The sequence below is a fragment of the Paraburkholderia sp. SUR17 genome (assembly GCF_029536165.1).
GTDB lineage: Bacteria > Pseudomonadota > Gammaproteobacteria > Burkholderiales > Burkholderiaceae > Paraburkholderia > Paraburkholderia kururiensis.
The window spans coordinates 3,498,122-3,520,368 of record NZ_CP120508.1; the positions used below are offsets into that span (position 1 = coordinate 3,498,122).

Consider the following 22,247-nt stretch of genomic DNA (forward strand, 5'->3'; position numbering starts at 1 on the left):
AATAGGGACGCAAGGTGGCTCGCAACGACCGGTCAGAACCACCCGCGCGGGTTCAGCAGGGGTTTGTTGTCGTACAGAAACAGCCAGCCCTTGATAATACGGTACAACGTCCAGATGGCGACAGCCCACAAAATCGGAATACCGATCACGACGATGATGAGCGCGAGGCCGATCAAATGAGCGATCAGTCCCATCCAGAAGGTGCGGATCTGCCACTCGAAGTGCTGTTCGTACGGCGTGCCGGCCACGTCGCCGCGCTTCAGGTAATTGACGATGATCGCGACCAGCACCGAGATGCCGCCGGTGAGCCAATACACGGCGTAGAGCGCGTAGAGCACGTGCGTAAGCGTACGCAGGCCGCGCAGGCGATCCGCGTCCAGCGCGTTGTGGTACGAGGGAGGCGGATATCCGCCGGGCGATTGCTCCATCTTTGTCTCCCTGTTGCGATGGCAAGCTGGTATTGAAGATGGTAGCAGCCGCGCACCCGGCTGCATCCCGGCAGCGTCAAAACCGCGTGCGCTTGTGGTCCGCTAGCGGCGTGCTCGTGCAGAAGCCGGCTTCAGTCGCCGTTTTGCTCGCGCTCGCGGCTCTTGCGCAACGCCTTTTCCTCGAGCCCGGACAGCCCTTCCCGGCGCTCCAGCTCGGCCAGCACGTCGGCCGGACTCAGGTCGAAATGCGAAAGCATGACGAGGCAGTGGAACCACAAATCCGCGACTTCACCCACGAGGCTTGTGGGCGCGCCGCCCTGACGCACGTCCTTGGCGGCGAGCACCACTTCGGTGGCCTCCTCGCCGATCTTCTTGAGCACTGCATCGTCGCCCTTGTGGAAAAGGCGCGACACGTACGAAACGTCGGGGTCGCCGCCCTTGCGGCTATCGATCACGGCCGCGAGGCGCAGCAGCGTGTCGGTGGTGGATTGCGTCATTTGTAGATGTGTTCGGGATCTTTCAGCACGGGATCGACCGCGACCCACTCGCCGTCGTCTGCCGTGCCTTCGAATTTCTGGAAAAAGCAGGAGTGGCGGCCGGTGTGGCAGGCAATGCCGGAGACCTGCTCGACCTTGAGCAGCACCACGTCCTCGTCGCAGTCGAGCCGTACTTCGTGCACGTGCTGTACGTGCCCCGACTCTTCGCCCTTGAACCACAGCCGCTGCCGCGAGCGCGAGAAGTACACTGCCCGGCCCGTTTCGACCGTCTTCGCGAGCGCCTCGCGGTTCATCCACGCGAACATCAACACGTCGCCCGTGGCAGCTTCCTGAGCGATCACGGGCACGAGTCCGTTCGCGTCCCAGTGAACCTTGTCGAGCCAGCTTGCCTCGCTCGCCTTCGTTGCCGGTGCGTTCGTCACGTCACAACCTCACCGAAATGCCGCGCTCGGCCATGAAGCGCTTGGCCTCGCCCACGGTGTGCTCGCCGTAGTGGAAGATGCTCGCGGCCAGCACGGCGTCCGCGTGACCTTCGGTGATGCCGTCGGCCAGATCCTTGAGCGAACCGACCCCGCCCGACGCGATCACCGGCACCGGCACGGCGTCCGACACGGCGCGCGTAAGCGCGAGGTCGAAACCGCTTTTCGTGCCGTCGCGGTCCATGCTGGTGAGAAGAATTTCGCCCGCGCCGTGCTCGGCCATCTGCTGAGCCCACTGCACGGCGTCGAGGCCGGTCGGCTTGCGCCCACCGTGCGTGAACACCTCCCAGCGCGGCGTTTCGCCCTCGGCCGAGACACGTTTCGCGTCGATCGCCACGACGATGCACTGCGAGCCGTACTTGCCGGTGGCATCGCGCACGAGCTGCGGATTCGCAACCGCCGACGAGTTCATGCTGATCTTGTCCGCGCCCGCGTTCAGCAAGCGCCGCACGTCTTCCACGGTGCGCACGCCGCCGCCCACGGTGAGCGGAATGAACACCTGCGAGGCGACCGCCTCGATGATCGGCAGGATCAGATCGCGCTGGTCGGAGGTGGCGGTGATGTCGAGAAAGGTGAGCTCGTCGGCGCCCTGCTCGTCGTAGCGGCGGGCGATTTCGACCGGGTCGCCGGCGTCGCGCAGTTCGACAAAGTTGACGCCCTTGACCACGCGTCCAGCCGTGACGTCGAGACAGGGGATGATGCGTTTAGCCAGAGCCATGATCGATCGTGCCAGTGGTGAGCCGTGCGGCGCTGTGCCGCGTGATAAGGCGTTGTTTGAGACGGTTTTCGGCGCCTGTGCCGGGGCGCTTATCGCGTCGTTTCGCACCGTTTCGTGCCGTTTTCTCGCCGCCCGTAGACGACGTATCGAGCGTATCGGGCGAATCGTGTGCCGCTCGTGGGCAGCCTATGTGCAGCCCGCCGAATACCGCCGCCACGGCGCGAGCCGCGCCTCAGGCGTCGTCTGATTCGCGCAGGCTGTCCGCGCGGGCCTGCGCTGCCGCGAAGTCCAGATCGCCGGAGTAGATCGCGCGGCCGCAGATCACGCCTTCAATGCCTTCGTCCTCGACTTCGCACAGCGCGTCGATGTCGCCCAGATTCGAAAGGCCGCCGCTCGCGATCACCGGAATCTTCACGGCGCGCGCGAGGCGCACGGTCGCTTCGATGTTGATGCCCTGGAGCATGCCGTCCCGGCCAATGTCCGTATAGACAATCGACTCGCAGCCGTAGTCTTCGAACTTGCGCGCGAGGTCGATCACTTCGTGGCCCGTGAGCTTGCTCCAGCCGTCCGTGGCAACCTTGCCGTCGCGCGCATCGAGCCCGACGATGATGTGGCCGCCAAACGCCGTGCACGCTTCCTGCAGGAAGCCCGGGTTTTTCACTGCGGCCGTACCGATGATCACGTACGAGAGGCCGTCGTCGAGATACCGCTCGATCGTGTCCAGATCGCGGATGCCGCCGCCCAGCTGCACCGGAATTTCGTCGCCCACTTCCGCGATGATCGCGCGGATGGCCTCCTCGTTCTTCGGCTTGCCGGCAAACGCGCCGTTCAGGTCCACGAGGTGGAGCCGCCGTGCGCCGCGGGAGACCCAATGCCGCGCCATGGCTGCCGGTTCCTCGGAAAAAATGGTCGCCTGGTCCATATCGCCCTGTTTGAGGCGCACACATTGACCGTCTTTGAGATCGATGGCCGGAATCAGCAGCATAGCAATCGGTGTTGTCTGGGAAGAATTTGGGTACCGCCGCCCTTGACGGGCACATACAGCCCGTCGGGACGACGTTTCGCTAGTTTAGTACAAGTCTTTCGGCGCCCTTGCAGGCGTCACGCCGGTTTGGACACGCGGCATTCCGGCAGAAACCGGTTGCCGCCACAGGTGGCCGAACGCGCTTATGGATTCCATTGCACGAAGTTGCGATACAGCCGCAATCCGGCCTCGGCGCTCTTTTCGGGGTGAAATTGGGTCGCAAAAATGTTATCCCGCGCCACCGCCGAGGTAAAGGTCACGCCGTACACCGTCTCGCCTACCGTGTGCGCCTCGTTGTCGGGCACCACGTAGTAGCTATGCACGAAGTAGAAGAAGCTGCCGTCGGGCACGCCGTCCCACATGGCATGCGGTTGCGTCTGACGCACGCGGTTCCAGCCCATCTGCGGCACCTTGAAGCGAGACCCGTCGTCCTGCAACTGGCCCTCCAGCTCGAAGCGCACCACCTTGCCGGGCAGCAGGCCGAGGCCAGGCGTATCGCCCTCGGCGCTCCAGTCGAACAGCATCTGCTCGCCCACGCAAACGCCCATCAACGGCTTTTCACGCGACGCTGCGATCACGGCTTCCTGCAGCCCCGATTCGCCGAGGCAGCGCATGCAGTCAGGCATCGCACCCTGGCCGGGCAGCACGACGCGGTCTGCGGCGCGAATCGCCTCGGGCCGGTCGACGATAGCCACGTCGGCTTCCGGCGCCGCTTTCTTCAGCGCCTGGGCAACCGAGCGCAGGTTGCCCATTCCGTAATCCACAATCGCAATCGAAGTCTTCATGTCGAATCAGGCCGCGGCCTTGTCTGGCGACGGCATAGCTGGAAGCTGTGCCGGGAATGTCAATGTTTGCTGCTGACGGCGGATGGTGCAGCGCGCGTCTTGCTGGTCCAGGGCCGCCTGCCGTCTGTACTGCTTTACGGTTATCCGGCCGGACGTCCAATCACAGCGCGCACGCAACGCCGAGTAAGTCCCAGCGCTACAGCGCCCCATTTCGGCGCACGCGCCTGGGACGCCGGCTCGCGCAATCCTAGAGGCTGCCCTTAGTGGACGGAATCTGCCCCGCTGCACGTTCGTCGATTTCGACGGCCATGCGCAGCGCGCGGCCAAACGCCTTGAACACGGTTTCCATCTGATGGTGGGCATTGAGCCCGCGCAGATTGTCGATATGAAGCGTCACGCCGGCATGATTCACGAAGCCGCGAAAGAATTCGATCGACAGGTCCACGTCGAACGTGCCGATGCGCGCGCGCGTGAACGGAACGTGAAATTCGAGGCCCGGACGGCCGGAAAAGTCGATCACCACACGCGAGAGCGCCTCGTCGAGCGGCACGTAGGCGTGGCCGTAACGGCGAATGCCCTTCCTGTCGCCCACGGCTTTCGCCACCGCCTGGCCCAGCGTGATGCCGACGTCTTCGACAGTATGGTGGTCGTCGATATGCAGGTCGCCATGCGCCTCGATGTCCAGATCAACCAGACCATGCCGCGCGATCTGGTCGAGCATGTGGTCGAGAAACGGCACGCCGGTGGCCAGCTTCTGCTGGCCCGTGCCGTCGAGGTCGATCTTCACACGGATCTGCGTTTCGCTGGTGTTGCGAACGACTTCCGCCACGCGCATGGTCATTTCTTCAGTCGAGCCAAATAGGGAGATGAGAGGCAAAACGGCGACCGCTCGCTTCACGAGCGGTCAGCCAGTCAGTGCAATATGAGTTTCAGGGCTGCGAGAAGCTGCGCGTTTTCGTCGGGGGACCCCACCGTCAGGCGCACGCAATTTGCCAGCAATGGGTGCATTTTACTCACGTTTTTGATCAGCACCCGCGCGGTGAGGAGCGTCTCGAAGGTTGCCGCCGCATCCGGCACGCGCACCAGCAGGAAATTGCCCGCGCTCGGAAACACCTCCGCGCCGGGCAGCTGCGCGACGGCTGCCGCCAGCTTCGTGCGCTCGTCGCGCAATTGGGCCGCTTGAGCGTCGAGCACGTCCACGTGATCGAGCAGGAAGTCGGCCGCCGCCTGGGTCAGCACGTTCACGTTGTACGGGGGACGTACCTTGTCGAACTCGTTGAGCCACGCGGGCAAGCCCGCCAGATAGCCGAGCCGGATGCCGGCGAGGCCAAGCTTCGAAACCGTACGCATCACAACGACGTTGTCGAACGCCGCGGCGCGCGGCATCCAGCTGTGCTGCGCAAACGGCTGGTAAGCCTCGTCGATCACGACGAGGCTCTTCGTCGCCGCCGCGATGACGCGTTCCATCTCGCCGTCGTCGAACAGCGTGCCCGTGGGATTGTTCGGATAGGCGAGCCAGACCACGGCGGGTTGATGCTCCGCGATCGCGGCCAGCATCGCATCGACGTCGAGAGTGAAGTCGGCCTTGAGCGGCACGCCCACGAATTCCACGTTCGCGAGCTTCGCACTCACCTGATACATCACGAAGCCGGGCACCGGCGCGAGAATCTTCGCACCAGGCTTCGCGCACGCCGTGCTGATGATGCTGATGATCTCGTCCGACCCATTGCCGAGCAGCACGTCGCACTCGGCCGGAATGTTCATCGTGCGCTTGATCTTCGCGATCAGCGCTTCCGGGCGCGGCGCCGGATAGCGATTGAGCGCGACAGCGGCCAGGTGCTCGCCGAGCTTCGCCGCGAGCGCCTCGGGCAGCGCGAACGGGTTCTCCATCGCGTCTAGCTTCACGAAGCCGCTCGCGTCCGGTACCGGGTAGCTCGTCATGGCGAGCACGTCGCGGCGAATGATGTCTTGTGGTGTAGTCATGGTGGGGGACCGGTCCGTGCGAGGAAGCCGGTCTCACAGGGCGGCCACACACGCTGCGCGCCGCCGGGGTTGCTGTCTCTGTCTGCGCGTCAGTTGTGCTTCATGCGGTATTCGGCACTGCGCGCGTGGGCCTGCAGCCCTTCGCCGTACGCGAGTTCCGCAGCGATCTCGCCGAGCGTCTGCGCGCCTTCGGCGCTCACCTCGATCAGGCTCGAACGCTTGATGAAATCATAGACGCCGAGCGGCGACGAAAAGCGCGCGGTGCGCGACGTAGGCAGCACGTGGTTCGGGCCGGCGCAGTAGTCGCCCAGGCTTTCGCTCGTGTAACGGCCAAGGAAAATGGCGCCCGCGTGGCGAATCTCGTTGGCCCACTGCTGCGGTTCCAGCGCGGAGATTTCGAGGTGCTCCGGCGCGATCTCGTTGGCAATCGCGCACGCTTCTTCCATGTCGCGCACCTTGACGAGCGCGCCCCGCCCTTCGAGCGAGGCGCGGATCACGTCGGCCCGCGGCATGATGGGCAGCAGCTCCGTGATCGCATCTTCCACGCGACCGATGAACGCCTCGTCGGGACACAGCAGAATCGACTGCGCCAGCTCGTCGTGTTCGGCCTGCGAGAACAGGTCCATCGCGACCCAGCGCGGGTCCGTGGTGCCGTCGCAGAGCACGAGGATTTCGGAGGGACCGGCGATCATGTCGATGCCCACCGTGCCGAACACGCGGCGCTTGGCCGAGGCCACATACGCATTGCCCGGCCCGCAAATCTTGTCCACCGCGGGCACCGACGCCGTGCCGTAGGCAAGCGCACCCACCGCCTGCGCGCCGCCGATCGTGAACACACGATCCACGCCGCCCAGCAGTGCCGCGGCCAGCACGAGCGGGTTCTTCACGCCGTCGGGCGTGGGCACGACCATCACGATTTCGCGCACGCCAGCCACGCGCGCCGGAATCGCATTCATCAGCACCGACGACGGATACGCCGCCTTGCCGCCCGGCACATAAATGCCGACGCGATCGAGCGGCGTCACCTTCTGGCCGAGCACCGTGCCGTCGGCTTCGGTGTATTGCCAGCTATGGCTGCCGCATTCGATACGCTGCTTCTCGTGGTAAGCCCGCACGCGCGCCGCCGCGGCCTCGAGCGCTGCGCGCTGCTTCGGCTCCAGCCCTTCGAGCGCCGCTTCGAGTTCCACGAACGGCAATTCGAGCGCAGCCACGCTCGACGCCGCGAGGCGGTCGAAGCGGTTGGTGTATTCGAGCACCGCCGCATCACCGCGCGACTTCACGTCCGCGAGAATCTGCGCAACGGAGCGCTCGATCGCTTCGTCTTCGCTCGCCTCGAACGCGAGCACCGCGTGCAGCGCGTCGCGAAACCCGTTGGCGCTGGAATCGAGTTTGCGAATGCTGATAGCCATGTTGATATCCGTCCGTTTCGGCCGCGCTCAGGCGGCGTCCGCTGCGCGCCGCGACGCGCGTTCGAACGCGTCGATGAACGGGCGCAGCGCCGCGCGCTTGAGCTTCAGCGCGGCCTGGTTCACCACGAGGCGCGAGGAAATGTTCATGATCTCCTCGACCTCGACAAGATTGTTCGCGCGCAGCGTGCCGCCCGAGCTCACCAGATCGACGATCGCATCGGCAAGACCGACGAGCGGTGCAAGTTCCATCGAGCCGTAGAGCTTGATCAGATCGACGTGCACGCCCTTGGCCGCGAAGTGCTCCCTCGCGGTGTTCACGTATTTCGTCGCCACGCGCAGGCGCGCGCCCTGGCGAACCGCGCTCGCGTAGTCGAAGCCGGCCTTCACCGCCACCGACATGCGGCAGCGCGCAATGTCGAGGTCGATGGGCTGATACAGACCGCTGCCGCCGTGTTCGAGCAGCACGTCCTTGCCTGCTACGCCGAAGTCGGCTGCGCCGTATTCGACGTAAGTCGGCACATCGGTTGCGCGCACGATGATGACGCGCACGTTGGCATCGCTCGTGGGCAGGATCAGCTTGCGCGAGGTTTCCGGGTCTTCCGTCACGTGTACGCCGGCCGCGGCGAGGAGCGGCATCGTCTCTTCGAAGATGCGGCCCTTGGAAAGCGCGAGCGTCAGCGGCGCGCTCGCCGCGCTCGACGACGACGTTTGCGGCACCGAACTCATGCCGCGCTCCCTTTGATACGTCTCACTTCGGCGCCCACCGCCGTGAGCTTCGCTTCCATACGGTCGTAGCCGCGGTCCAGATGGTAGATGCGATCGATCAGCGTCTCGCCTTCGGCCACGAGGCCCGCGATCACGAGGCTTGCCGATGCGCGCAGGTCGGTGGCCATCACCTTGGCGCCCGAAAGCTTGCCCACGCCGTTCACGAGCGCCGTATTGCCGTCGATGGTCACGTTCGCGCCCAGCCGGTTCAGTTCCTGAACGTGCATGAAGCGGTTTTCGAAGATCGTCTCGACGACCTGCGACGTACCGTCCGCAATCGCGTTGAGCGCCATGAACTGCGCCTGCATGTCGGTCGGGAACGCCGGGTATTCGGAGGTGCGCACGTTGACGGCGCGCGGACGCGCCTCCATGCGCACGCGCATCCAGTCGTCGCCTTCCTCGATGCTCACGCCGGCTTCGCGCAGCTTGTCGATCACGGCGTCCAGAATCTGCGGACGCACGCGGCGCAGCACGACGTCGCCGCCCGCAGCCGCGACCGCGCACAGGAACGTGCCGGCCTCGATGCGGTCCGGAATCACCTTGTGGTGCGCGCCCGAGAGGCGTTCGACGCCCTGGATCACGAGGCGGTCCGTACCGATGCCCTCGATCTTCGCGCCCATCTGCACGAGCAGCGTGGCGAGGTCGCCCACTTCGGGCTCGCGCGCGGCGTTTTCGATCACCGTTTCGCCATCGGCCAGCACCGCGGCCATGAGCAGGTTTTCGGTGCCCGTCACGGTAATCATGTCCGTGATGATGCGCGCGCCCTTCAGACGCTTCGCGCGGGCTTCGATGAAGCCGTGCTCGATGTTGATCTCGGCGCCCATCGCCTGCAGGCCCTTGATGTGCTGGTCCACCGGACGCGCGCCGATCGCGCAGCCGCCCGGCAGCGACACCTTGGCCTCGCCGAAGCGCGCCACGAGCGGACCGAGCACGAGAATCGACGCGCGCATGGTCTTCACCAGCTCGTACGGCGCAACGAGGTTGTCGACCTTCGATGCATCCAGATGCACGCGGCCGTCCGCGTATTCGGTGCGCACGCCCATCTGGCCGAGCAGCTTGAGCGTGGTGCGCACGTCCTGCAGATTCGGCACGTTGTCGAGATCCACCGGATCCGCCGTGAGCAGGCTCGAGCACAGGATGGGCAGCGCCGCGTTCTTCGCGCCCGAAACGGTGATCTCACCTGCGAGCCTGCGGCCCCCGACTATCGCGAGTTTGTCCATACCTCTGGTTTCCTCTTCTGCCCGGCCCGCGGCCGGCGTCGAACGTTGTTCGTTCGCGGCGCCGCTCGCGGCGTCGCCTTGTTCCTGTGTGATTCGCACTGATGTTCCAGATTATGCGTTCTGCCATTCGGCAGGCGTCAGGGTTTTCATGCTGAGCGCGTGGATTTCCTCGCGCATGCGGTCGCCGAGGGCGGCATACACGAGTTGATGTCGCTGAATGAGGCGCTTGCCCTCGAAATTCGCCGAAACGATGGTCGCGAAGAAATGCTGACCGTCGCCCTCGACTTCGAGGTGCTCGCAGGCGAGGCCAGCCGCGATGTACTGCTTGATCTGCTCGGGAGTCGGCAACATGGAAGAGGCTCCTCGTCAGTGACGCAGCTTGTAGCCGGATGCGAGCATGCGCATCGCGAGCACGGCAAGCGCCACGAAGAAACCGGCGACGATTGCAAGGCTTGCGAGCGGGTCGATGTCCGACACGCCGAAAAAGCCATAGCGAAAGCCGTCGATCATGTAGAAAAACGGATTGAGCCGCGACACCTCGCGCCACACGGGAGGCAGCGTGTGCGTGGAGTAGAACACGCCCGAAAGGAACGTGAGCGGCATGATGAGAAAGTTCTGGAATGCGGCGAGCTGGTCGAACTTCTCGGCCCAGATGCCGGCAATGAGCCCGAGCGTGCCGAGAATCGCCGAACCGAGCAGCGCGAACAGCACGATGTAGAGCGGCGCCGCGAAGCTCACCGGAATGAACCAGATCGTCACCACGAATACGCCTGCGCCCACCGCGAGGCCGCGCACGACGGAAGCCAGCACGTAAGCACCGAACATCTCCCAGTGCGACAGCGGCGGCAGCAGCACGAACACGAGGTTGCCCGTGATCTTCGACTGGATCAGCGACGACGAGCTATTGGCGAACGCATTCTGCAGCACGCTCATCATCACGAGGCCGGGTATCAGGAAGCTCGTGTACTCGACGCCCGCATACACCTGGACGTGGTCGCGCAGTGCGTGGCCGAAGATGGTGAGATAAAGCAACGCGGTGATGACGGGTGCCAGCACGGTCTGGAACGACACCTTCCAGAAGCGCAGCACTTCCTTGTAGAAGAGGGTGCGAAATCCGCTCATGCCAGCCCCTCGACCACTTCGGGACCGTTCATGATCTGCACGAACACGTCTTCGAGATCGGCCTTGCGGACTTCGATTTCGTCGAACGTGCAGCCCGCCGCGCGGCACTGCGCGAGGATGCGTTCCACGTCGTCGTAGCTCGACAGACGCAGCAGATGCTGGTGTCCCTGTACGTTGGTGGGGTCCACTTCGAGCGCGCGCAGTTCGGCGGGTAGCACGCCGGTCGCAAAACGCACGAAGAGCTGCATGCCCGCGAAGCGCTGCAGCAAGGCGCTCGTACGGTCCAGGGCGACCACTTCACCGCGCCGCAGCATCGCAATGCGATCGCACAGCGCCTCGGCTTCTTCCAGATAGTGCGTCGTGAGCACGATGGTGTGTCCCTCGCGATTCAGGCGCGATACGAATTTCCAGAGTGTCTGACGCAGCTCGACGTCCACGCCCGCCGTGGGTTCGTCGAGCACGATGACGGGCGGCCGGTGCACCAGCGCCTGCGCTACGAGCACGCGGCGCTTCATGCCGCCCGAGAGCGCGCGCATGTTGACTTCCGCCTTCTCGGTGAGGTCGAGGTTAGCCATCACCTCGTCGATCCAGGCGTCGTTGTTGCGCAGGCCGTAATAGCCAGACTGGATGCGCAGCGTTTCGCGAACCGTGAAGAACGGATCGAAGACGAGTTCCTGCGGAACGACTCCGAGCGCGCGCCGCGCGGCGCGAAAGTCGCTCACCACGTCGTGGCCCAGTACCTTCACCGTGCCTTCGTCGGCGCGCGAGAGCCCCGCGAGAATGCTGATGAGCGTGGTCTTGCCCGCGCCGTTCGGGCCGAGCAGCCCGAAGAATTCGCCTTCTTCTACCGTGAGACTGACGCCCTTGAGCGCCTGCAACTCCTTGAAGCGCTTCCTGACGTTGCGGATTTCTATGGCTGGCATGACTGGTGCGCCGCTTCGCAGGGCGGCGGCGCCTGATAGGTGCGATAGGTGTGGTGCAAAGGTCTGCTGTAACCGCATGCTTTTGGGGCCAGCTCACGCGGCCTGAAGCCCCAAAAAAACGCTTGATTATAGGGCAAAGTGGCATGCCCTCGCCCGCATGGGGAATCTGGAGAAGCAGCAGAGGAAGGAGGCGGCCCGGCCCGGCGTGCGCCGGTGCCGGGCATCAATGTCGGGCGGGTTGCGACGTGAGCAGCGTGTCGACGCCGTAGACCTGCGCGAGGCTGGCGAGCCCCGTGGGGAGATTGACGATTTCGAGCGCCGCGCCGCGCTTCGTCGCGGCGCGCTGCCATGCGAGCAACACGGCAAGCGCCGACGAATCGAACTGGGTGAGCGGCGTGCAGTCCACCACCGTGGCGCCGGCGGCAATGCGTTGGAGGCCAGCCGCAAGCGCGGCGTTCGCGCTCGCGTGCGTCAGCGCGCCGCCGGTTTCGAAGCGACTCACGACGAGACCTTGCCCGATGCCAGTTGCTGGTTACGCTGCGTGAGGAACTGGATCAGACCGTCCACGCCACCTTGCTGGATCTTCTCGTTGAACTGCTGCTGGTAGGCCTGGATCAGCCATGCGCCCAGCACGTTGATGTCATACACGCGCCAGCCTTGCGGCGTCTTGTACAGACGGTAGTCGAGCTCGACCGGCGAGCCGTTGTTCATAACCACCGAGCGCACGACGACGTCCGTATCGTCAGGATTCGCACGGAACGGCTTGTACTGGATCTGCTGGTCGCGAACCTGGGCAAGCGCGCCGGCATAGGTGCGAATCAGCAGCATCTTGAACTGGTCGACGAGCTGGGCCTGCTGTTCCGGCGTGGCCGTGCGCCACGCGCGGCCCATGGCGAGCTGCGTGGTGCGGCGGAAATCCGTGTAGGGCAGGATCTTTTCGTTGACGAGCTTCGTGATCTCGCTGATATCGCCCTTCTGGATGGACTTGTCGCCGCGGATCGTATCCATGACCTGCGTGGTGACCGTCTTGATCAGGCCGTCAGGCGAGGTGGTGTCCGAACTCTGCGCGGACGCGACGCCAGTGAAAGAAAAGAACGCGAGAAGCAGCGGAATGAGGAAGAACTTTTTCATGTGGGTTCCTGCTGTTGGAAAAACGCAGTTATTGGAGCCGACGATAGCACGCAAGTTCTGGCCGGCTCCATACGCAAACTGCGACAGTCGTTTCCAGGTGTTACGGTGCCCGCTCAGTGCAGTTTGAGCGACGGATAGCCGAAACGCGCGGGCGGCACGATCTGGCCGGCCGGCACCGTCGTTTCGGTTCCGGGCACAAGACCCGGGACGGCCGTATCCGATGCGGGCGAAGCATTGGCCGCCGTACCGGAAGCGCCCGCAGGCGCAGCAGCACCGCTGGCGGCCGCCGCTGCGGCAGCACTGGATGCGCCTGCGGCCGGTGCGGCGCCGTCCTCGACGTTTTCGTACTTCGGCAGCGGTGCACCTTCGTCGTAGTTCGGCAACGCGGCGGAGGACCCGTCGGACAGCAGCGACTGGCGCCGCTGCAGATACGTGTTGCGCACGAACGAATACTTGTCGATGGCGGCCGCTTCCAGCACGTCGCCCGCGCCCAGCAGGTTCGCGCGCGTATTCACGATGTTGAGACCGTAAAGACCCCAGCTGAGGCCCGGCGGATCAATGTAGCTGAGCGGGTTCACATAATAGTTGCCGATGGAACCCACGGCGTCGCGCACCGTGCTCGGCCCGAACAACGGCAGCACGAGGTACGGGCCCGCGGGCACGCCGTAATGGCCGAGCGTCAAGCCCAGATCCTGGTTGTGCTTGGGCAGCTTCGCGAGCGTGGCCACGTCGAACAGGCCGCCCACGCCGAACACCGTGTTGATCACGATGCGCATGATGTCTTCCACGCCGTCCGTGATCTTCAACTGCAGCAGGTTGTTGGCAGCGATATAGACGTCGCCGATGTTCGAAAAGAAGTTCGTGACGCTGTCGCGCACGGGCTGCGGCGTGACTTTGACATAGCCGCGCGCCACGGGCTTGAGCGCGTACTGGTCGACCTTGTCGTTGAAGGTGAAGATCGTGCGGTTCAGGCCTTCGAGCGGGTCTTCCTTCGTCGGCGTCTGCACCGTCGAGCAACCTGCCAGTGCGACCACCCCAAGAGCCAGCGCAGTGCGACGAATGGGTGCGTTTTTCATCGTTCTTGTTCTCCGTGTTCTTATTGGGTGCCGGAGGCAGGCGCCGCCACCGCGGGCGCCGCCGGGGCGGGTGGTGCTGCGCCTGCGGCGGGCTTCGCGGCCCCCGAGTCCGCCGCCTTGCTGTACAGGAACTGCCCGATCAGGTTCTCGAGCACGATGGCCGACTGCGTCATGGCGATCGTGTCGCCGGCCTTCAGCATTTCGCTGTCGCCGCCCGGCTCGAGCCCGATGTACTGCTCGCCCAGCAGACCCGAGGTGAGGATCTTGGCCGAGGTGTCCTTCGGGAACTGGTACTGCTTGTCCAGATCGATCGTGACGAGCGCCTGGTACGTATTCGTGTCGAAGTTGATCGACGCCACGCGGCCCACCGTCACGCCCGCGCTCTTCACCGGCGCACGCGGTTTCAGCCCGCCGATGTTGTCGAACTTGAGCTTGACCGGATAGGTCGCCTGAAACGACAGCGAGCTCATGTTGCCGACTTTCAGCGCAAGGAACAGCAGCGCAATGAAGCCCGCCACCACGAACAGGCCGACCCAGAAGTCGAGAGCAGTCTTTTTCATCGTCATCCCAATGAGAAACCGTTGCTGCGGCACAGCGCCGGGCGGCGGGGCGCTCTCAGGCGCTCCACAGGCCGCGCGGCGCATGCCGCGCTAGCTGAACATCAATGCGGTCAGCAGGAAATCGAGGCCGAGCACCGCGAGCGAGGCATACACCACTGTCTTCGTCGTGGCCCGCGATACGCCTTCAGGCGTCGGCTTTGCCTCGTAGCCCTGGAACAGCGCCACGAACGTGACGGCGAAGCCGAACACGACACTCTTGATCACGCCGTTGCCCACGTCGCTCCAGACGTCCACGCCGCCCTGCATCTGCGACCAGAACGCACCGGAATCGACGCCGATCAGCAGCACGCCCACCACGTAGCCGCCCAGCACGCCAATGGCGCTGAAAATGGCCGCGAGGACGGGCATCGCAATGACGCCAGCCCACATGCGCGGCGCGATCACCACGCGAACCGGGTCGACGGCCATCATTTCCATCGCGGTAAGTTGCTCGCCTGCCTTCATCAGACCGATCTCGGCCGTGAGCGACGTGCCCGCGCGGCCCGCGAAGAGCAGCGCCGTGACCACCGGCCCGAGTTCACGCACGAGCGAAAGCGCGACGAGCAGACCGAGCGCCTGCTCGGAGCCGTAGCGATTCAACGTGTAGTAGCCCTGCAGACCGAGCACGAAGCCGACGAACAGGCCCGATACCGCGATGATCACGATCGAGTAGTTGCCGACGAAATGAATCTGCTTCGTCACGAGGCGCGGACGCCGCAGCAACGGGAAGAACTCGAGCAGCAGGCGCAGGAAGAGCCTCGTGCCGTAACCGGCGCGCACGAGCCCCGCGATGACGCGGCTTCCGATCAGACTGATCATGCGCTCCCCCCGCCCATGCCGAAATCCGCACCGAGGCTGGCGGCGGGGTAATGAAAGCGGAACGGGCCGTCCGGCGCGCCGTCGATGAACTGGCGAACGGTGGGGTCGCTCGATGCGCGCAGTTGATCGGGCGTGCCTTCCGCATGCACCCGGCCGTTCGCGAGGAAGTAGACGTAGTCGGCAATCGCGAACGACTCCGGCACGTCGTGCGTGACGAGAATCGAGGTCGCGCCGAGCGCGTGGTTAAGCGTGCGGATCAGATTCGCCGTGATGCCGAGCGAAATCGGGTCGAGGCCGGCGAACGGTTCGTCGTACATCATGAGTTCGGGGTCGAGCGCGATGGCGCGGGCAAGCGCCACGCGCCGCGCCATGCCGCCCGACACCTCGGACGGTGCGAGGTCACGCGCGCCGCGCAGGCCCACTGCGTTCAGCTTCATCAGCACGAGGTCGCGGATCAGTTCTTCGGGCAGGTCGGTGTGCTCGCGCAGCGCGAACGCGACGTTCTCGAACACCGACATATCGGTGAACAGCGCGCCGAACTGGAACAACATGCCCATCTTGCGCCGCAACGCGTAGAGGCCTTCGCGCGTCTGCGCGCCGACGTCCTCTCCGTGAAACAGCACCTGGCCGCGCTGGGCGCGCACGAGGCCGCCGATGAGCCGCAGCACCGTGGTCTTGCCGCCGCCCGAGCCGCCCATGACCGCTACCACCTGGCCACGCGCGAAGCGCATGTTCAGTCCGGAGAGGACGAGCCGGTCGCCGTAACCGAAATCGACGTCGCGAAGCTCGAGAAGGGTCTCAGAAGAAGAAGGCACGTGGGCTGACAATCCTTTTACACGAAGGCCGAATTATAGGGCCATCATGAAGTTGCTGCCGCGACGTGCCCCGCCCGCTTAACCAAATCTAAACATCGAGAGGTTAAGGCCAGATGTCTGGTCGGACGATTATTGCGTAAACTCCCGCTGCAATGCAGCAACCGCGGCCGCAGGGTCGGCGGCCTCCGTCACGGCACGCACGACCGCCGCAGAGCCCACGCCCGTCGCAAGAACCTCAGGCAGCAAATCGCCACTGATGCCACCAATCGCCACGAGCGGCACCACTCCACCCAGCAACTGGACATACCGCCCAAGCCGCACGAGCCCTTGCGGCGCCGTGGGCATGACCTTCGTGGTGGTGGGAAACACCGCACCGAGCGCGATGTAGCTGGGCCGGAAGTGCAGCGCCGTGAGCATCTCGTAATAGCTGTGCGTCGAGAGCCCGAGCCGCAGTCCAGCCGCGGCGATTGCATCGAAGTCGGCCACGCGCAGGTCTTCCTGGCCGAGATGCACGCCGTACGCGCCCGCCTCGATCGCTTCGCGCCAGTGATCGTTGATGAATACCTGCGCGTCGTGCCGGCGGCCGGCCGCCACACAGCGCGCAATCTCCGCCTTCAGCACGTCTGGCTCGGCCTGCTTGAGCCTCAGTTGCACGGTCTTCACACCGTAGTCGAGCACGCGCTCCACCCAGTCGGCCGTGGGCAGCACGGGATAGAGCCCCAGGCGCGCGGGACACGCGGGGAACGGTTGCGCCGGCGCAGCAGGCAATCCGGTCACGCGTGGAAAGCGCGCGAGGTCCTTCGGCCAAGCGTCGGCTGCGGTCCGTTCGTCGCCGTCGCGCCAGGCCATTGCAAGCGTCAGCGCATCGTGGGGATCGAAGCCGCAATCGAGGAACGCTGCGAGCGCGGGGATCCAGTCTTCGGCGAGGTGGCCTTCGAGCGCATAGCGCTCGCCGCCCAGATGCAACGTGGCGCGTCCTTCCGCTGCTTCGATCACGCCGGCGCCGCGCACGAGCCAGCTCGCGAGGTGTTCGCCCGCGTGCGATGCATTCGACACGGCGATCAGGTCGCCGCCGTTCGGCTCGTCCGGAGCCGTCAGGCAGACGCGCCAGGGCGCGTGCGTGGGCGGCCAGTCGCCAAGACGGGCGCGGATGCGCTCGACGGCCTCGGTCAATTCATCGGCGGGCGGCCAGAACAGCTCGCGCGCCGGCAAGGGCAATCTTTCGGTCATGCTGCACTCCCATCCTGATGCCAGAACGGCATGCCCACCACGGGCGTGCTCGCCTGCGCCATCTGCCGCTCGGCCATCGGCCCAGCAAGGTAGGCCTCGCGTCCGGCTTCCACGCCGAGCGCGAAGGCGCGCGCCATCGCCTCCGGATGCGTCGCCTGCGACACGGCCGTGTTCAGCAGCACGCCGTCGAAGCCCCACTCCATCACCTGGCACGCGTGCGACGGCACGCCGAGCCCCGCATCGACGATGAGCGGTACATCGGGCAGCCGCTCGCGCAGCACGCGCATCGCGTACGGATTCATCACGCCTTTGCCGGTGCCGATGGGCGCGCCCCACGGCATCAGCGCCTCACAGCCCGCGTCGAGCAGACGCCGGCCGATCACGAGATCTTCGGTGCAGTACGGCAGCACCTTGAAGCCGTCCTTCACGAGCCGGGCGGCCGCTTCGATCAGCCCGACCGGGTCCGGCTGCAGCGTGTAGTCGTCGCCGATCAGCTCGAGCTTGATCCAGTCGGTTTCGAACACTTCGCGCGCCATGTGCGCGGTCGTCACCGCCTCGGCCACCGTCTGGCAACCGGCCGTGTTCGGCAGAAGCGGCACGGCATGGCGCTTGAGCAAATCGAAGAAGCCGGCTTCCGCGCCGCCTTCGGTCATTTGCCGGCGCAGCGCGACGGTCACCATGCCGGGGCGCGCGGCCTCGATGGAGCGCGACAGCGATTGCAGCGACGGGTAACGCGACGTGCCGAGCAACACGCGGCTCGCGAGGGTTTCGCCGTAGAGCGTGAGCGCGTCGGCGGGAATGGAGGTGGTCATGGCAGACAATCCTTTGCAGATGACGGCGAAGGTGCGGCGCCGCTCAGCCGCCCGCGACAGGGGTAACGACATCCAGCCGGTCGCCGGGCTGGAGCGCTCGCGCCGCATGCTGCGTGCGCGCGACGAAATCGCCGTTCAGCGCCACCGCAAACGGCGGACGCGCGCCGAACGCGGCGAGCGCGTCGGCAACGGTCGCGCCGTCGGGCAACGAAAAAGGCTTCTGGTTCACGTGTATATCCATGGTTCGCGTTCTGTCGGTTCGCTCACGCGGGCTCGATCGCGTTCAGACCGGCTCCTCGGCGTGCTCGAGATGAAAAAGGCTGGACCAGCGGGCGTCGCTGCGCCACTGCGCGAACGCATCGGCATCCGCGATGCTGCCCTCAAGCAGCGTCTGTGCGAAGCGCGCTGCTGCGTTGGCCACTTCCGGCGCAATCATGTAGCCGTGCCGATACAGGCCGTTGACGCGCAAAGTGCGTGCGCCGTCCCAGACGAGCGCGGGCCGGTGGTCGGGCAAGGTCGGACGGCATTGCGAGTTCAGTTCGAGAATGCGTGCCTCGCCGAAGGCGGGATGCACCGAAAACGCCGCGCTCAGCAGTTCCAGCGCCGAGCGCACGCTGACGGGCGACATGTCTTCGCCTTCGATCTCCGTCGCGCCGATCACGTACACGTCGTCCTGCTTGGGCGCGATATAGATCGGATAGCGCGGATGCAGCAGCCGCACGGGCCGCGTAAGCGAAATGCCCGGCGCGTGCACGCGCGCCACTTCGCCGCGAATGCCGCGCAGCGTGGGCCAGACCGGCTTGCCGCCCAACCCGCGGCAGTCGATCACGACACGTGCGTCGGGATACGCCGTGCCCTCGACCGCGCTGTTCCAATGCGTATCGACCTTACGCTGGGCGAGCCCGGCCGCGAGTGCACGCAAGGCCTGGCGGTTGTCGAGCTGACCTTCGTTGGGCAGCAGCCATCCTTTCGCGAAACGGCCAGCGAGCGCCGGTTCCGCGTCGCCTACCTCGGCGCCCGCCAGCGAGACGAACCCGCCTTCGACGAGCCCCGCCGGCGCATTGGCGCGAACGCGCCGCTCGAACAGCGGCGCCTCGGCGCGGTCGGCATGGTGCCAGACGACGAGCGTCCCGTTGCGCTGCAAGAAAACGGGTTCGGGCAATTCGGCCAGGATGCGCGGCCAGCTTTCCAGCGAAGCCACGCCGAGTTCGGTAATGAGCACTTCGGCGACGGCGGCCTCCGCAAGCGGCGCGAGCATGGCGGCAGCCACCCACGCGGCCGAGCTGCTGCCGTCGGCGTCACCGCGATCGTAAAGCGCCACGCGATGTCCCGCGCCGGCAAGCTGCCACGCGACGAGGCGGCCACAGAGCCCGCCGCCGACCACGGCGAAATCCGGTCGGACAGCGGCGTTCATGAGCGCGCTCCAAGCGACGCGCGTTGCGTGACCATAAGCGCAGCAGCGCGACAAACGCGCCGGTGAAAGCAAAGAACTGGAGAATGAGCGGTCATCGTATCCTTTCCGTACGGCAGGCTGCACACGTACACAAGGACGAAACCGGCTGGCGAGGCCGGCCGGACGCACTCCGATATGTGATGAAGGAGCGCCGCCCGGCGGGAGACTGGACGCATGGGCATCCAGCGGGACTTTCCCGAAACTTCCCGCGCCGGTATTACCCGGATCGGGTGCGAAGGGTCTCTCTCAGCCTCGTCGCTGGCCGCCGCGTGCTGCCGGCCGGCGCGAAGCACCCCTGTTTCGTCAGCGGCCATTAGACCATAAAAGACAGAACCGCCGCAAACGAGGCAGGACGCCGCAGGGCGCGCGGCAGGGCCGCCGAATAGGGAGCGCGCGGCGGGCTCTGGCACAATGCCGTGGACCCGATTAAGGCGTGTTTAAGCGGTGCCGGCCAGAATCCGCCAGGTCACCGCGCGCGGGGAATGCCCTCACCGCCCGCGCCGTGTCAGGATCCGCAAACCCGCCGTTGGGCCGGCATCTCAATCCGATATCAGGAAGCTCATGACCAATCCCACCTCCAGCCCTACGTCCAGCCAGACCGACCGCGTCTCGGCGTGGAGCCTCATCAAGCCCTACTGGGTGTCCGAGGAACGCAAGATCGCCTGGGGTCTGCTGATCGCGATCATCGTGATGAACCTGCTGCTCGTGGGCATCAATGCATGGTTGAACAACTGGAACCGCGATTTCTACAACGCGCTGCAAAGCAAGAACGTGCATGAATTCCCGCACCTGATGCTGATCTTCACCGGCCTCGCGTTCGCGTTCATCATCATCGCGGTGTACACGCGTTATCTGCGCCAGATGCTCGGCTTTCGCTGGCGCCAATGGCTCACCACGAAGTATCTGCAGGAGTGGCTGGGTGAAGGCACGTTCTACCGCATCGAGCGTGACCGTCTCACCGACAACCCCGACCAGCGTATCGCCGTCGACCTCGATTCGTTCGCGACCACGACGCTTGCCCTCACCCTCGATCTGATCTCCACCATCGCCACCCTCGTGTGGTTCTCGATCGTGCTCTGGAGCACCGCGGGCGCGTTGACGGTGATGCTGGGCGGCACACCGGTGCAGATTCCCGGCTACATGCTGTGGGCCGCCATCGCGTACGCCGTAGTGGGTTCGATCCTCACGCACAAGGTGGGGCATCCGCTGGTGTCGATCAACTACCAGCAACAGCGCGTTGAAGCCGACTTCCGTTTCGGCCTGATCCGCCTGCGCGAGAACGCAGAGCAGATCGCCTTCTACGACGGCATGCGCACCGAAGAAGCCAGCGCGAAGGACCTCTTCAGCCGCATTCGCGACAACTGGTGGCGCGTGATGAAGTACACGAAGCGGTACTCCTTCGTCGTCAACTTCTATGGCCAGATTGCGAATATCTTCCCGATCGTCGTGGCGTCGCCGCGTTATTTCGGAGGCGCAATCAGCTTCGGCACGCTGATGCAGATTGCCGGTGCCTTCGGCTCCGTGAGCGACTCGCTGTCATGGTTCGTCAATAGTTACGGCACCCTGGTGGAGTGGCGCGCCACCGTCAATCGTCTTCGCGAATTCAAGCGCGTGATGCACCAGCCGCATCTCAAGGAATCCGTATTGCCGGCCACCGAGCACGGCGGCATCAACCTCCATTACGTCGACGAAAGCCAGCTCGTCACGCGCGGCCTCACGCTCGCCCTGCCCAACGGCGAAACGCTCGCGCACGTGCGAGACGTCGCCATCAAGCCCGCTTCGCGCTGGCTCGTGCGCGGCCCGTCTGGCTCCGGCAAGAGCACGCTGCTGCGCGCGCTGGCGGGCCTCTGGCCGTTCGGCAGCGGCTCGATCGACGCGCCCGTGGGCGCTCGCATGATGTTCATCCCGCAGCAAAGCTATCTGCCCATCGGCACGCTGAAGGCGGCGCTTGCCTACCCCGCCACGAGCGACACGTTCAGCGACGACGACTGCCGCGACGCGCTGCGCCAGTGCCGGTTGGAAGACTACGTGGACCGGCTGCACGAATCGGCTCACTGGACGCGCGTGCTCTCGCCCGGCGAACAGCAGCGGCTTGCGGCGGCGCGCGTGCTGCTGCACAAGCCCGACTACGTGTTCCTCGACGAAGCGACGAGTGCGCTCGACACCGAAAACGAAGCGCACGTGTATCGCGTGATGAACGAGCGGCTGCCGAACGCCGCGATCGTGAGCGTGGCGCACCGCGAGTCGCTGGCGCAATTCCATGACGAGACGCTCATCATCGAACGGGCGCTGGAGCAGGCGGCCGCGTAAATGCGGCCATGCCGCTCACGTGACCGCCACGCTCGCCAGCGCCTGATACCGCGCGCCTTGCCGCGCAAGCGTGCTCGAATACAGCATTAGCGATTCGAAGCGCGCGAACGGCGGCAGGCGAGCGTCGGCGGGAATCGTCGCGGCAGTCACACCCCGTGCGAAGCGCGCGAGCGTGATGTGCGGCCGAAAGGCCCGTGCATCCACGGGCAAGCCCAGTTCGATCATCAGCGAGCGCACGCGCCAGTCGAGCGCCACGAAGTCATCGGACATTGCCAGCGTAGCCACCAGCAATCGCGGATGCGCTGTGCCCGGCCAGCACTCGATGCGTTCGAACGCAGCCGGCGCAAGCGGCGCAGCGCTTGCGTGCAAGGCGGCGGCGAGCGCGTCGGCCGTGTCTGCCCGAAGCGCACCGATGAACGTCACCGTGAGATGAAGCTGCCCGTCGGGCACGCGTCGCGAGTCCGGCGGTACGGGCACCGCAGCCAGCGCCTCGCGCGTGGCCGCATCGGGCGAGAGCGCGATGAAGCAGCGTTGCCACCCTTCGGGGGCGCGGGTGTCGTGATCGAGCATTGTCGGCGACCGGCTGTCCGTACACAGCGTGATCTTATCCGCAACGCCGTGTGCGAGGCTGGCGCGGAAAGAAGGCAAT

The 22,247-nt window shown here is 65.4% G+C and carries 27 protein-coding genes and 1 riboswitch; of the genes, 2 read left to right on the forward strand and 25 right to left on the reverse strand.

Annotation, left to right across the window (positions count from 1 at the left end; translation table 11 throughout):
• Window positions 1–32: 32 nt before the first annotated feature.
• From P2869_RS15560 to hisF, 4 genes are all read right to left on the reverse strand, one after another.
• Window positions 33–428 carry a hypothetical protein gene (locus tag P2869_RS15560; protein WP_277596939.1) on the reverse strand — a complete coding sequence of 132 codons (396 nt, stop codon included), beginning with the start codon at window positions 426–428 and terminating at the stop codon, window positions 33–35.
• A 131-nt stretch (window positions 429–559) separates the two neighbouring features.
• The gene (locus P2869_RS15565; RefSeq protein ID WP_017777227.1) at window positions 560–925 is read right to left on the reverse strand and encodes a phosphoribosyl-ATP diphosphatase; all 366 of its coding nucleotides are present in this window, start codon (window positions 923–925) and stop codon (window positions 560–562) included.
• Window positions 922–1,347, reverse strand: coding sequence for a phosphoribosyl-AMP cyclohydrolase (gene hisI / locus P2869_RS15570; protein WP_042302628.1), 426 nt, complete (start codon window positions 1,345–1,347; stop codon window positions 922–924). The genes P2869_RS15565 and hisI overlap by 4 nt, the downstream gene beginning before the upstream one ends.
• A gap of 1 nt (window position 1,348) precedes the next feature.
• A complete protein-coding gene (gene hisF, locus P2869_RS15575) occupies window positions 1,349–2,122 on the reverse strand; it encodes an imidazole glycerol phosphate synthase subunit HisF (protein WP_026121935.1) in 774 nt (257 codons plus the stop codon).
• Between hisF and P2869_RS15580 the strand changes: the two genes are divergently transcribed.
• Window positions 2,121–2,369 carry a hypothetical protein gene (locus P2869_RS15580; protein WP_277596940.1) on the forward strand — a complete coding sequence of 83 codons (249 nt, stop codon included), beginning with the start codon at window positions 2,121–2,123 and terminating at the stop codon, window positions 2,367–2,369. The two genes, hisF and P2869_RS15580, sit on opposite strands and share 2 nt — an antisense overlap.
• Here the strand turns inward: P2869_RS15580 and hisA are convergent.
• The 20 genes from hisA to P2869_RS15680 all read right to left on the reverse strand — a co-directional run bounded on the left by hisA (window position 2,355) and on the right by P2869_RS15680 (window position 19,249).
• Window positions 2,355–3,107, reverse strand: coding sequence for a 1-(5-phosphoribosyl)-5-[(5-phosphoribosylamino)methylideneamino]imidazole-4-carboxamide isomerase (gene hisA / locus P2869_RS15585; protein WP_017777224.1), 753 nt, complete (start codon window positions 3,105–3,107; stop codon window positions 2,355–2,357). The genes P2869_RS15580 and hisA overlap by 15 nt on opposite strands.
• Before the next feature lie 182 nt (window positions 3,108–3,289).
• A complete protein-coding gene (hisH, locus tag P2869_RS15590; protein ID WP_017777223.1) occupies window positions 3,290–3,931 on the reverse strand; it encodes an imidazole glycerol phosphate synthase subunit HisH in 642 nt (213 codons plus the stop codon).
• A 247-nt stretch (window positions 3,932–4,178) separates the two neighbouring features.
• The gene (gene hisB, locus P2869_RS15595) at window positions 4,179–4,766 is read right to left on the reverse strand and encodes an imidazoleglycerol-phosphate dehydratase HisB (RefSeq protein WP_026121934.1); all 588 of its coding nucleotides are present in this window, start codon (window positions 4,764–4,766) and stop codon (window positions 4,179–4,181) included.
• A 77-nt stretch (window positions 4,767–4,843) separates the two neighbouring features.
• A complete protein-coding gene (gene hisC / locus P2869_RS15600; RefSeq protein ID WP_277596941.1) occupies window positions 4,844–5,914 on the reverse strand; it encodes a histidinol-phosphate transaminase in 1,071 nt (356 codons plus the stop codon).
• An 89-nt stretch (window positions 5,915–6,003) separates the two neighbouring features.
• On the reverse strand, window positions 6,004–7,323 hold the full coding sequence (gene hisD, locus P2869_RS15605; protein ID WP_126879351.1) for a histidinol dehydrogenase: 1,320 nt from the start codon (window positions 7,321–7,323) through the stop codon (window positions 6,004–6,006).
• Between the two features lie 27 nt (window positions 7,324–7,350).
• A complete protein-coding gene (hisG, locus tag P2869_RS15610; RefSeq protein WP_017777219.1) occupies window positions 7,351–8,049 on the reverse strand; it encodes an ATP phosphoribosyltransferase in 699 nt (232 codons plus the stop codon).
• Window positions 8,046–9,308 (reverse strand): UDP-N-acetylglucosamine 1-carboxyvinyltransferase, encoded by a 1,263-nt coding sequence (gene murA, locus P2869_RS15615; protein ID WP_277598156.1) that lies wholly within the window; start codon window positions 9,306–9,308, stop codon window positions 8,046–8,048. Before murA ends, hisG begins: the two co-directional genes overlap by 4 nt.
• A gap of 111 nt (window positions 9,309–9,419) precedes the next feature.
• Window positions 9,420–9,659, reverse strand: coding sequence for a BolA family protein (locus P2869_RS15620; RefSeq protein WP_017777217.1), 240 nt, complete (start codon window positions 9,657–9,659; stop codon window positions 9,420–9,422).
• Between the two features lie 15 nt (window positions 9,660–9,674).
• A complete protein-coding gene (locus P2869_RS15625) occupies window positions 9,675–10,430 on the reverse strand; it encodes an ABC transporter permease (RefSeq protein WP_126879349.1) in 756 nt (251 codons plus the stop codon).
• A complete protein-coding gene (locus P2869_RS15630) occupies window positions 10,427–11,353 on the reverse strand; it encodes an ABC transporter ATP-binding protein (RefSeq protein WP_277596942.1) in 927 nt (308 codons plus the stop codon). Before P2869_RS15630 ends, P2869_RS15625 begins: the two co-directional genes overlap by 4 nt.
• Before the next feature lie 223 nt (window positions 11,354–11,576).
• Window positions 11,577–11,855 carry an STAS domain-containing protein gene (locus P2869_RS15635; RefSeq protein WP_277596943.1) on the reverse strand — a complete coding sequence of 93 codons (279 nt, stop codon included), beginning with the start codon at window positions 11,853–11,855 and terminating at the stop codon, window positions 11,577–11,579.
• Complete coding sequence (locus P2869_RS15640; protein ID WP_126879346.1) at window positions 11,852–12,484, reverse strand: ABC transporter substrate-binding protein; 633 nt, start codon at window positions 12,482–12,484, stop codon at window positions 11,852–11,854. Before P2869_RS15640 ends, P2869_RS15635 begins: the two co-directional genes overlap by 4 nt.
• 113 nt (window positions 12,485–12,597) lie before the next feature.
• Entirely contained in the window at window positions 12,598–13,560 is a 963-nt protein-coding gene (locus P2869_RS15645) for a VacJ family lipoprotein (protein ID WP_026121931.1), read from the reverse strand.
• Between the two features lie 20 nt (window positions 13,561–13,580).
• The gene (mlaD, locus tag P2869_RS15650; protein ID WP_026121930.1) at window positions 13,581–14,120 is read right to left on the reverse strand and encodes an outer membrane lipid asymmetry maintenance protein MlaD; all 540 of its coding nucleotides are present in this window, start codon (window positions 14,118–14,120) and stop codon (window positions 13,581–13,583) included.
• Between the two features lie 90 nt (window positions 14,121–14,210).
• Window positions 14,211–14,978: a lipid asymmetry maintenance ABC transporter permease subunit MlaE gene (gene mlaE / locus P2869_RS15655; RefSeq protein ID WP_017777210.1), complete on the reverse strand. Its 768-nt coding sequence runs from the start codon at window positions 14,976–14,978 to the stop codon at window positions 14,211–14,213.
• A complete protein-coding gene (locus P2869_RS15660) occupies window positions 14,975–15,793 on the reverse strand; it encodes an ABC transporter ATP-binding protein (protein ID WP_017777209.1) in 819 nt (272 codons plus the stop codon). The genes mlaE and P2869_RS15660 overlap by 4 nt, the downstream gene beginning before the upstream one ends.
• Window positions 15,794–15,922: 129 nt before the next feature.
• Window positions 15,923–17,023: a thiamine phosphate synthase gene (gene thiE / locus P2869_RS15665; protein WP_277596944.1), complete on the reverse strand. Its 1,101-nt coding sequence runs from the start codon at window positions 17,021–17,023 to the stop codon at window positions 15,923–15,925.
• On the reverse strand, window positions 17,020–17,835 hold the full coding sequence (locus P2869_RS15670) for a thiazole synthase (protein ID WP_277596945.1): 816 nt from the start codon (window positions 17,833–17,835) through the stop codon (window positions 17,020–17,022). The genes thiE and P2869_RS15670 overlap by 4 nt, the downstream gene beginning before the upstream one ends.
• Before the next feature lie 43 nt (window positions 17,836–17,878).
• Window positions 17,879–18,076, reverse strand: a complete 198-nt coding sequence (gene thiS, locus P2869_RS15675) for a sulfur carrier protein ThiS (protein ID WP_277596946.1) — start codon at window positions 18,074–18,076, stop codon at window positions 17,879–17,881.
• Between the two features lie 42 nt (window positions 18,077–18,118).
• Window positions 18,119–19,249 carry an FAD-dependent oxidoreductase gene (locus P2869_RS15680; protein WP_277596947.1) on the reverse strand — a complete coding sequence of 377 codons (1,131 nt, stop codon included), beginning with the start codon at window positions 19,247–19,249 and terminating at the stop codon, window positions 18,119–18,121.
• 225 nt (window positions 19,250–19,474) lie between these two features.
• Window positions 19,475–19,595, reverse strand: a riboswitch (TPP riboswitch).
• A 254-nt stretch (window positions 19,596–19,849) separates the two neighbouring features.
• On the opposite strand from P2869_RS15680, the gene P2869_RS15685 reads away from it, so the two are divergent.
• Entirely contained in the window at window positions 19,850–21,598 is a 1,749-nt protein-coding gene (locus P2869_RS15685) for an ABC transporter ATP-binding protein/permease (protein ID WP_017777204.1), read from the forward strand.
• A 15-nt stretch (window positions 21,599–21,613) separates the two neighbouring features.
• Here the strand turns inward: P2869_RS15685 and thpR are convergent, their stop codons facing one another.
• On the reverse strand, window positions 21,614–22,168 hold the full coding sequence (gene thpR / locus P2869_RS15690; RefSeq protein WP_277596948.1) for an RNA 2',3'-cyclic phosphodiesterase: 555 nt from the start codon (window positions 22,166–22,168) through the stop codon (window positions 21,614–21,616).
• Window positions 22,169–22,247: the final 79 nt, after the last annotated feature.

Bases quoted from the DNA above. Each gene is read 5' to 3' on its own strand.
- P2869_RS15560 (WP_277596939.1), bottom strand. From the start codon at position 428: ATGGAGCAATCGCCCGGCGGATATCCGCCTCCCTCGTACCACAACGCG.
- P2869_RS15565 (WP_017777227.1), bottom strand. From the start codon at position 925: ATGACGCAATCCACCACCGACACGCTGCTGCGCCTCGCGGCCGTGATC.
- P2869_RS15580 (WP_277596940.1), top strand. From the start codon at position 2,121: ATGATCGATCGTGCCAGTGGTGAGCCGTGCGGCGCTGTGCCGCGTGAT.
- hisF (WP_026121935.1), bottom strand. From the start codon at position 2,122: ATGGCTCTGGCTAAACGCATCATCCCCTGTCTCGACGTCACGGCTGGA.
- hisA (WP_017777224.1), bottom strand. From the start codon at position 3,107: ATGCTGCTGATTCCGGCCATCGATCTCAAAGACGGTCAATGTGTGCGC.
- hisH (WP_017777223.1), bottom strand. From the start codon at position 3,931: ATGAAGACTTCGATTGCGATTGTGGATTACGGAATGGGCAACCTGCGC.
- hisB (WP_026121934.1), bottom strand. From the start codon at position 4,766: ATGCGCGTGGCGGAAGTCGTTCGCAACACCAGCGAAACGCAGATCCGT.
- hisC (WP_277596941.1), bottom strand. From the start codon at position 5,914: ATGACTACACCACAAGACATCATTCGCCGCGACGTGCTCGCCATGACG.
- hisD (WP_126879351.1), bottom strand. From the start codon at position 7,323: ATGGCTATCAGCATTCGCAAACTCGATTCCAGCGCCAACGGGTTTCGC.
- hisG (WP_017777219.1), bottom strand. From the start codon at position 8,049: ATGAGTTCGGTGCCGCAAACGTCGTCGTCGAGCGCGGCGAGCGCGCCG.
- murA (WP_277598156.1), bottom strand. From the start codon at position 9,308: ATGGACAAACTCGCGATAGTCGGGGGCCGCAGGCTCGCAGGTGAGATC.
- P2869_RS15620 (WP_017777217.1), bottom strand. From the start codon at position 9,659: ATGTTGCCGACTCCCGAGCAGATCAAGCAGTACATCGCGGCTGGCCTC.
- P2869_RS15625 (WP_126879349.1), bottom strand. From the start codon at position 10,430: ATGAGCGGATTTCGCACCCTCTTCTACAAGGAAGTGCTGCGCTTCTGG.
- P2869_RS15630 (WP_277596942.1), bottom strand. From the start codon at position 11,353: ATGCCAGCCATAGAAATCCGCAACGTCAGGAAGCGCTTCAAGGAGTTG.
- P2869_RS15640 (WP_126879346.1), bottom strand. From the start codon at position 12,484: ATGAAAAAGTTCTTCCTCATTCCGCTGCTTCTCGCGTTCTTTTCTTTC.
- P2869_RS15645 (WP_026121931.1), bottom strand. From the start codon at position 13,560: ATGAAAAACGCACCCATTCGTCGCACTGCGCTGGCTCTTGGGGTGGTC.
- mlaD (WP_026121930.1), bottom strand. From the start codon at position 14,120: ATGAAAAAGACTGCTCTCGACTTCTGGGTCGGCCTGTTCGTGGTGGCG.
- mlaE (WP_017777210.1), bottom strand. From the start codon at position 14,978: ATGATCAGTCTGATCGGAAGCCGCGTCATCGCGGGGCTCGTGCGCGCC.
- thiE (WP_277596944.1), bottom strand. From the start codon at position 17,023: ATGACCGAAAGATTGCCCTTGCCGGCGCGCGAGCTGTTCTGGCCGCCC.
- P2869_RS15670 (WP_277596945.1), bottom strand. From the start codon at position 17,835: ATGACCACCTCCATTCCCGCCGACGCGCTCACGCTCTACGGCGAAACC.
- thiS (WP_277596946.1), bottom strand. From the start codon at position 18,076: ATGGATATACACGTGAACCAGAAGCCTTTTTCGTTGCCCGACGGCGCG.
- P2869_RS15680 (WP_277596947.1), bottom strand. From the start codon at position 19,249: ATGAACGCCGCTGTCCGACCGGATTTCGCCGTGGTCGGCGGCGGGCTC.
- P2869_RS15685 (WP_017777204.1), top strand. From the start codon at position 19,850: ATGACCAATCCCACCTCCAGCCCTACGTCCAGCCAGACCGACCGCGTC.
- thpR (WP_277596948.1), bottom strand. From the start codon at position 22,168: ATGCTCGATCACGACACCCGCGCCCCCGAAGGGTGGCAACGCTGCTTC.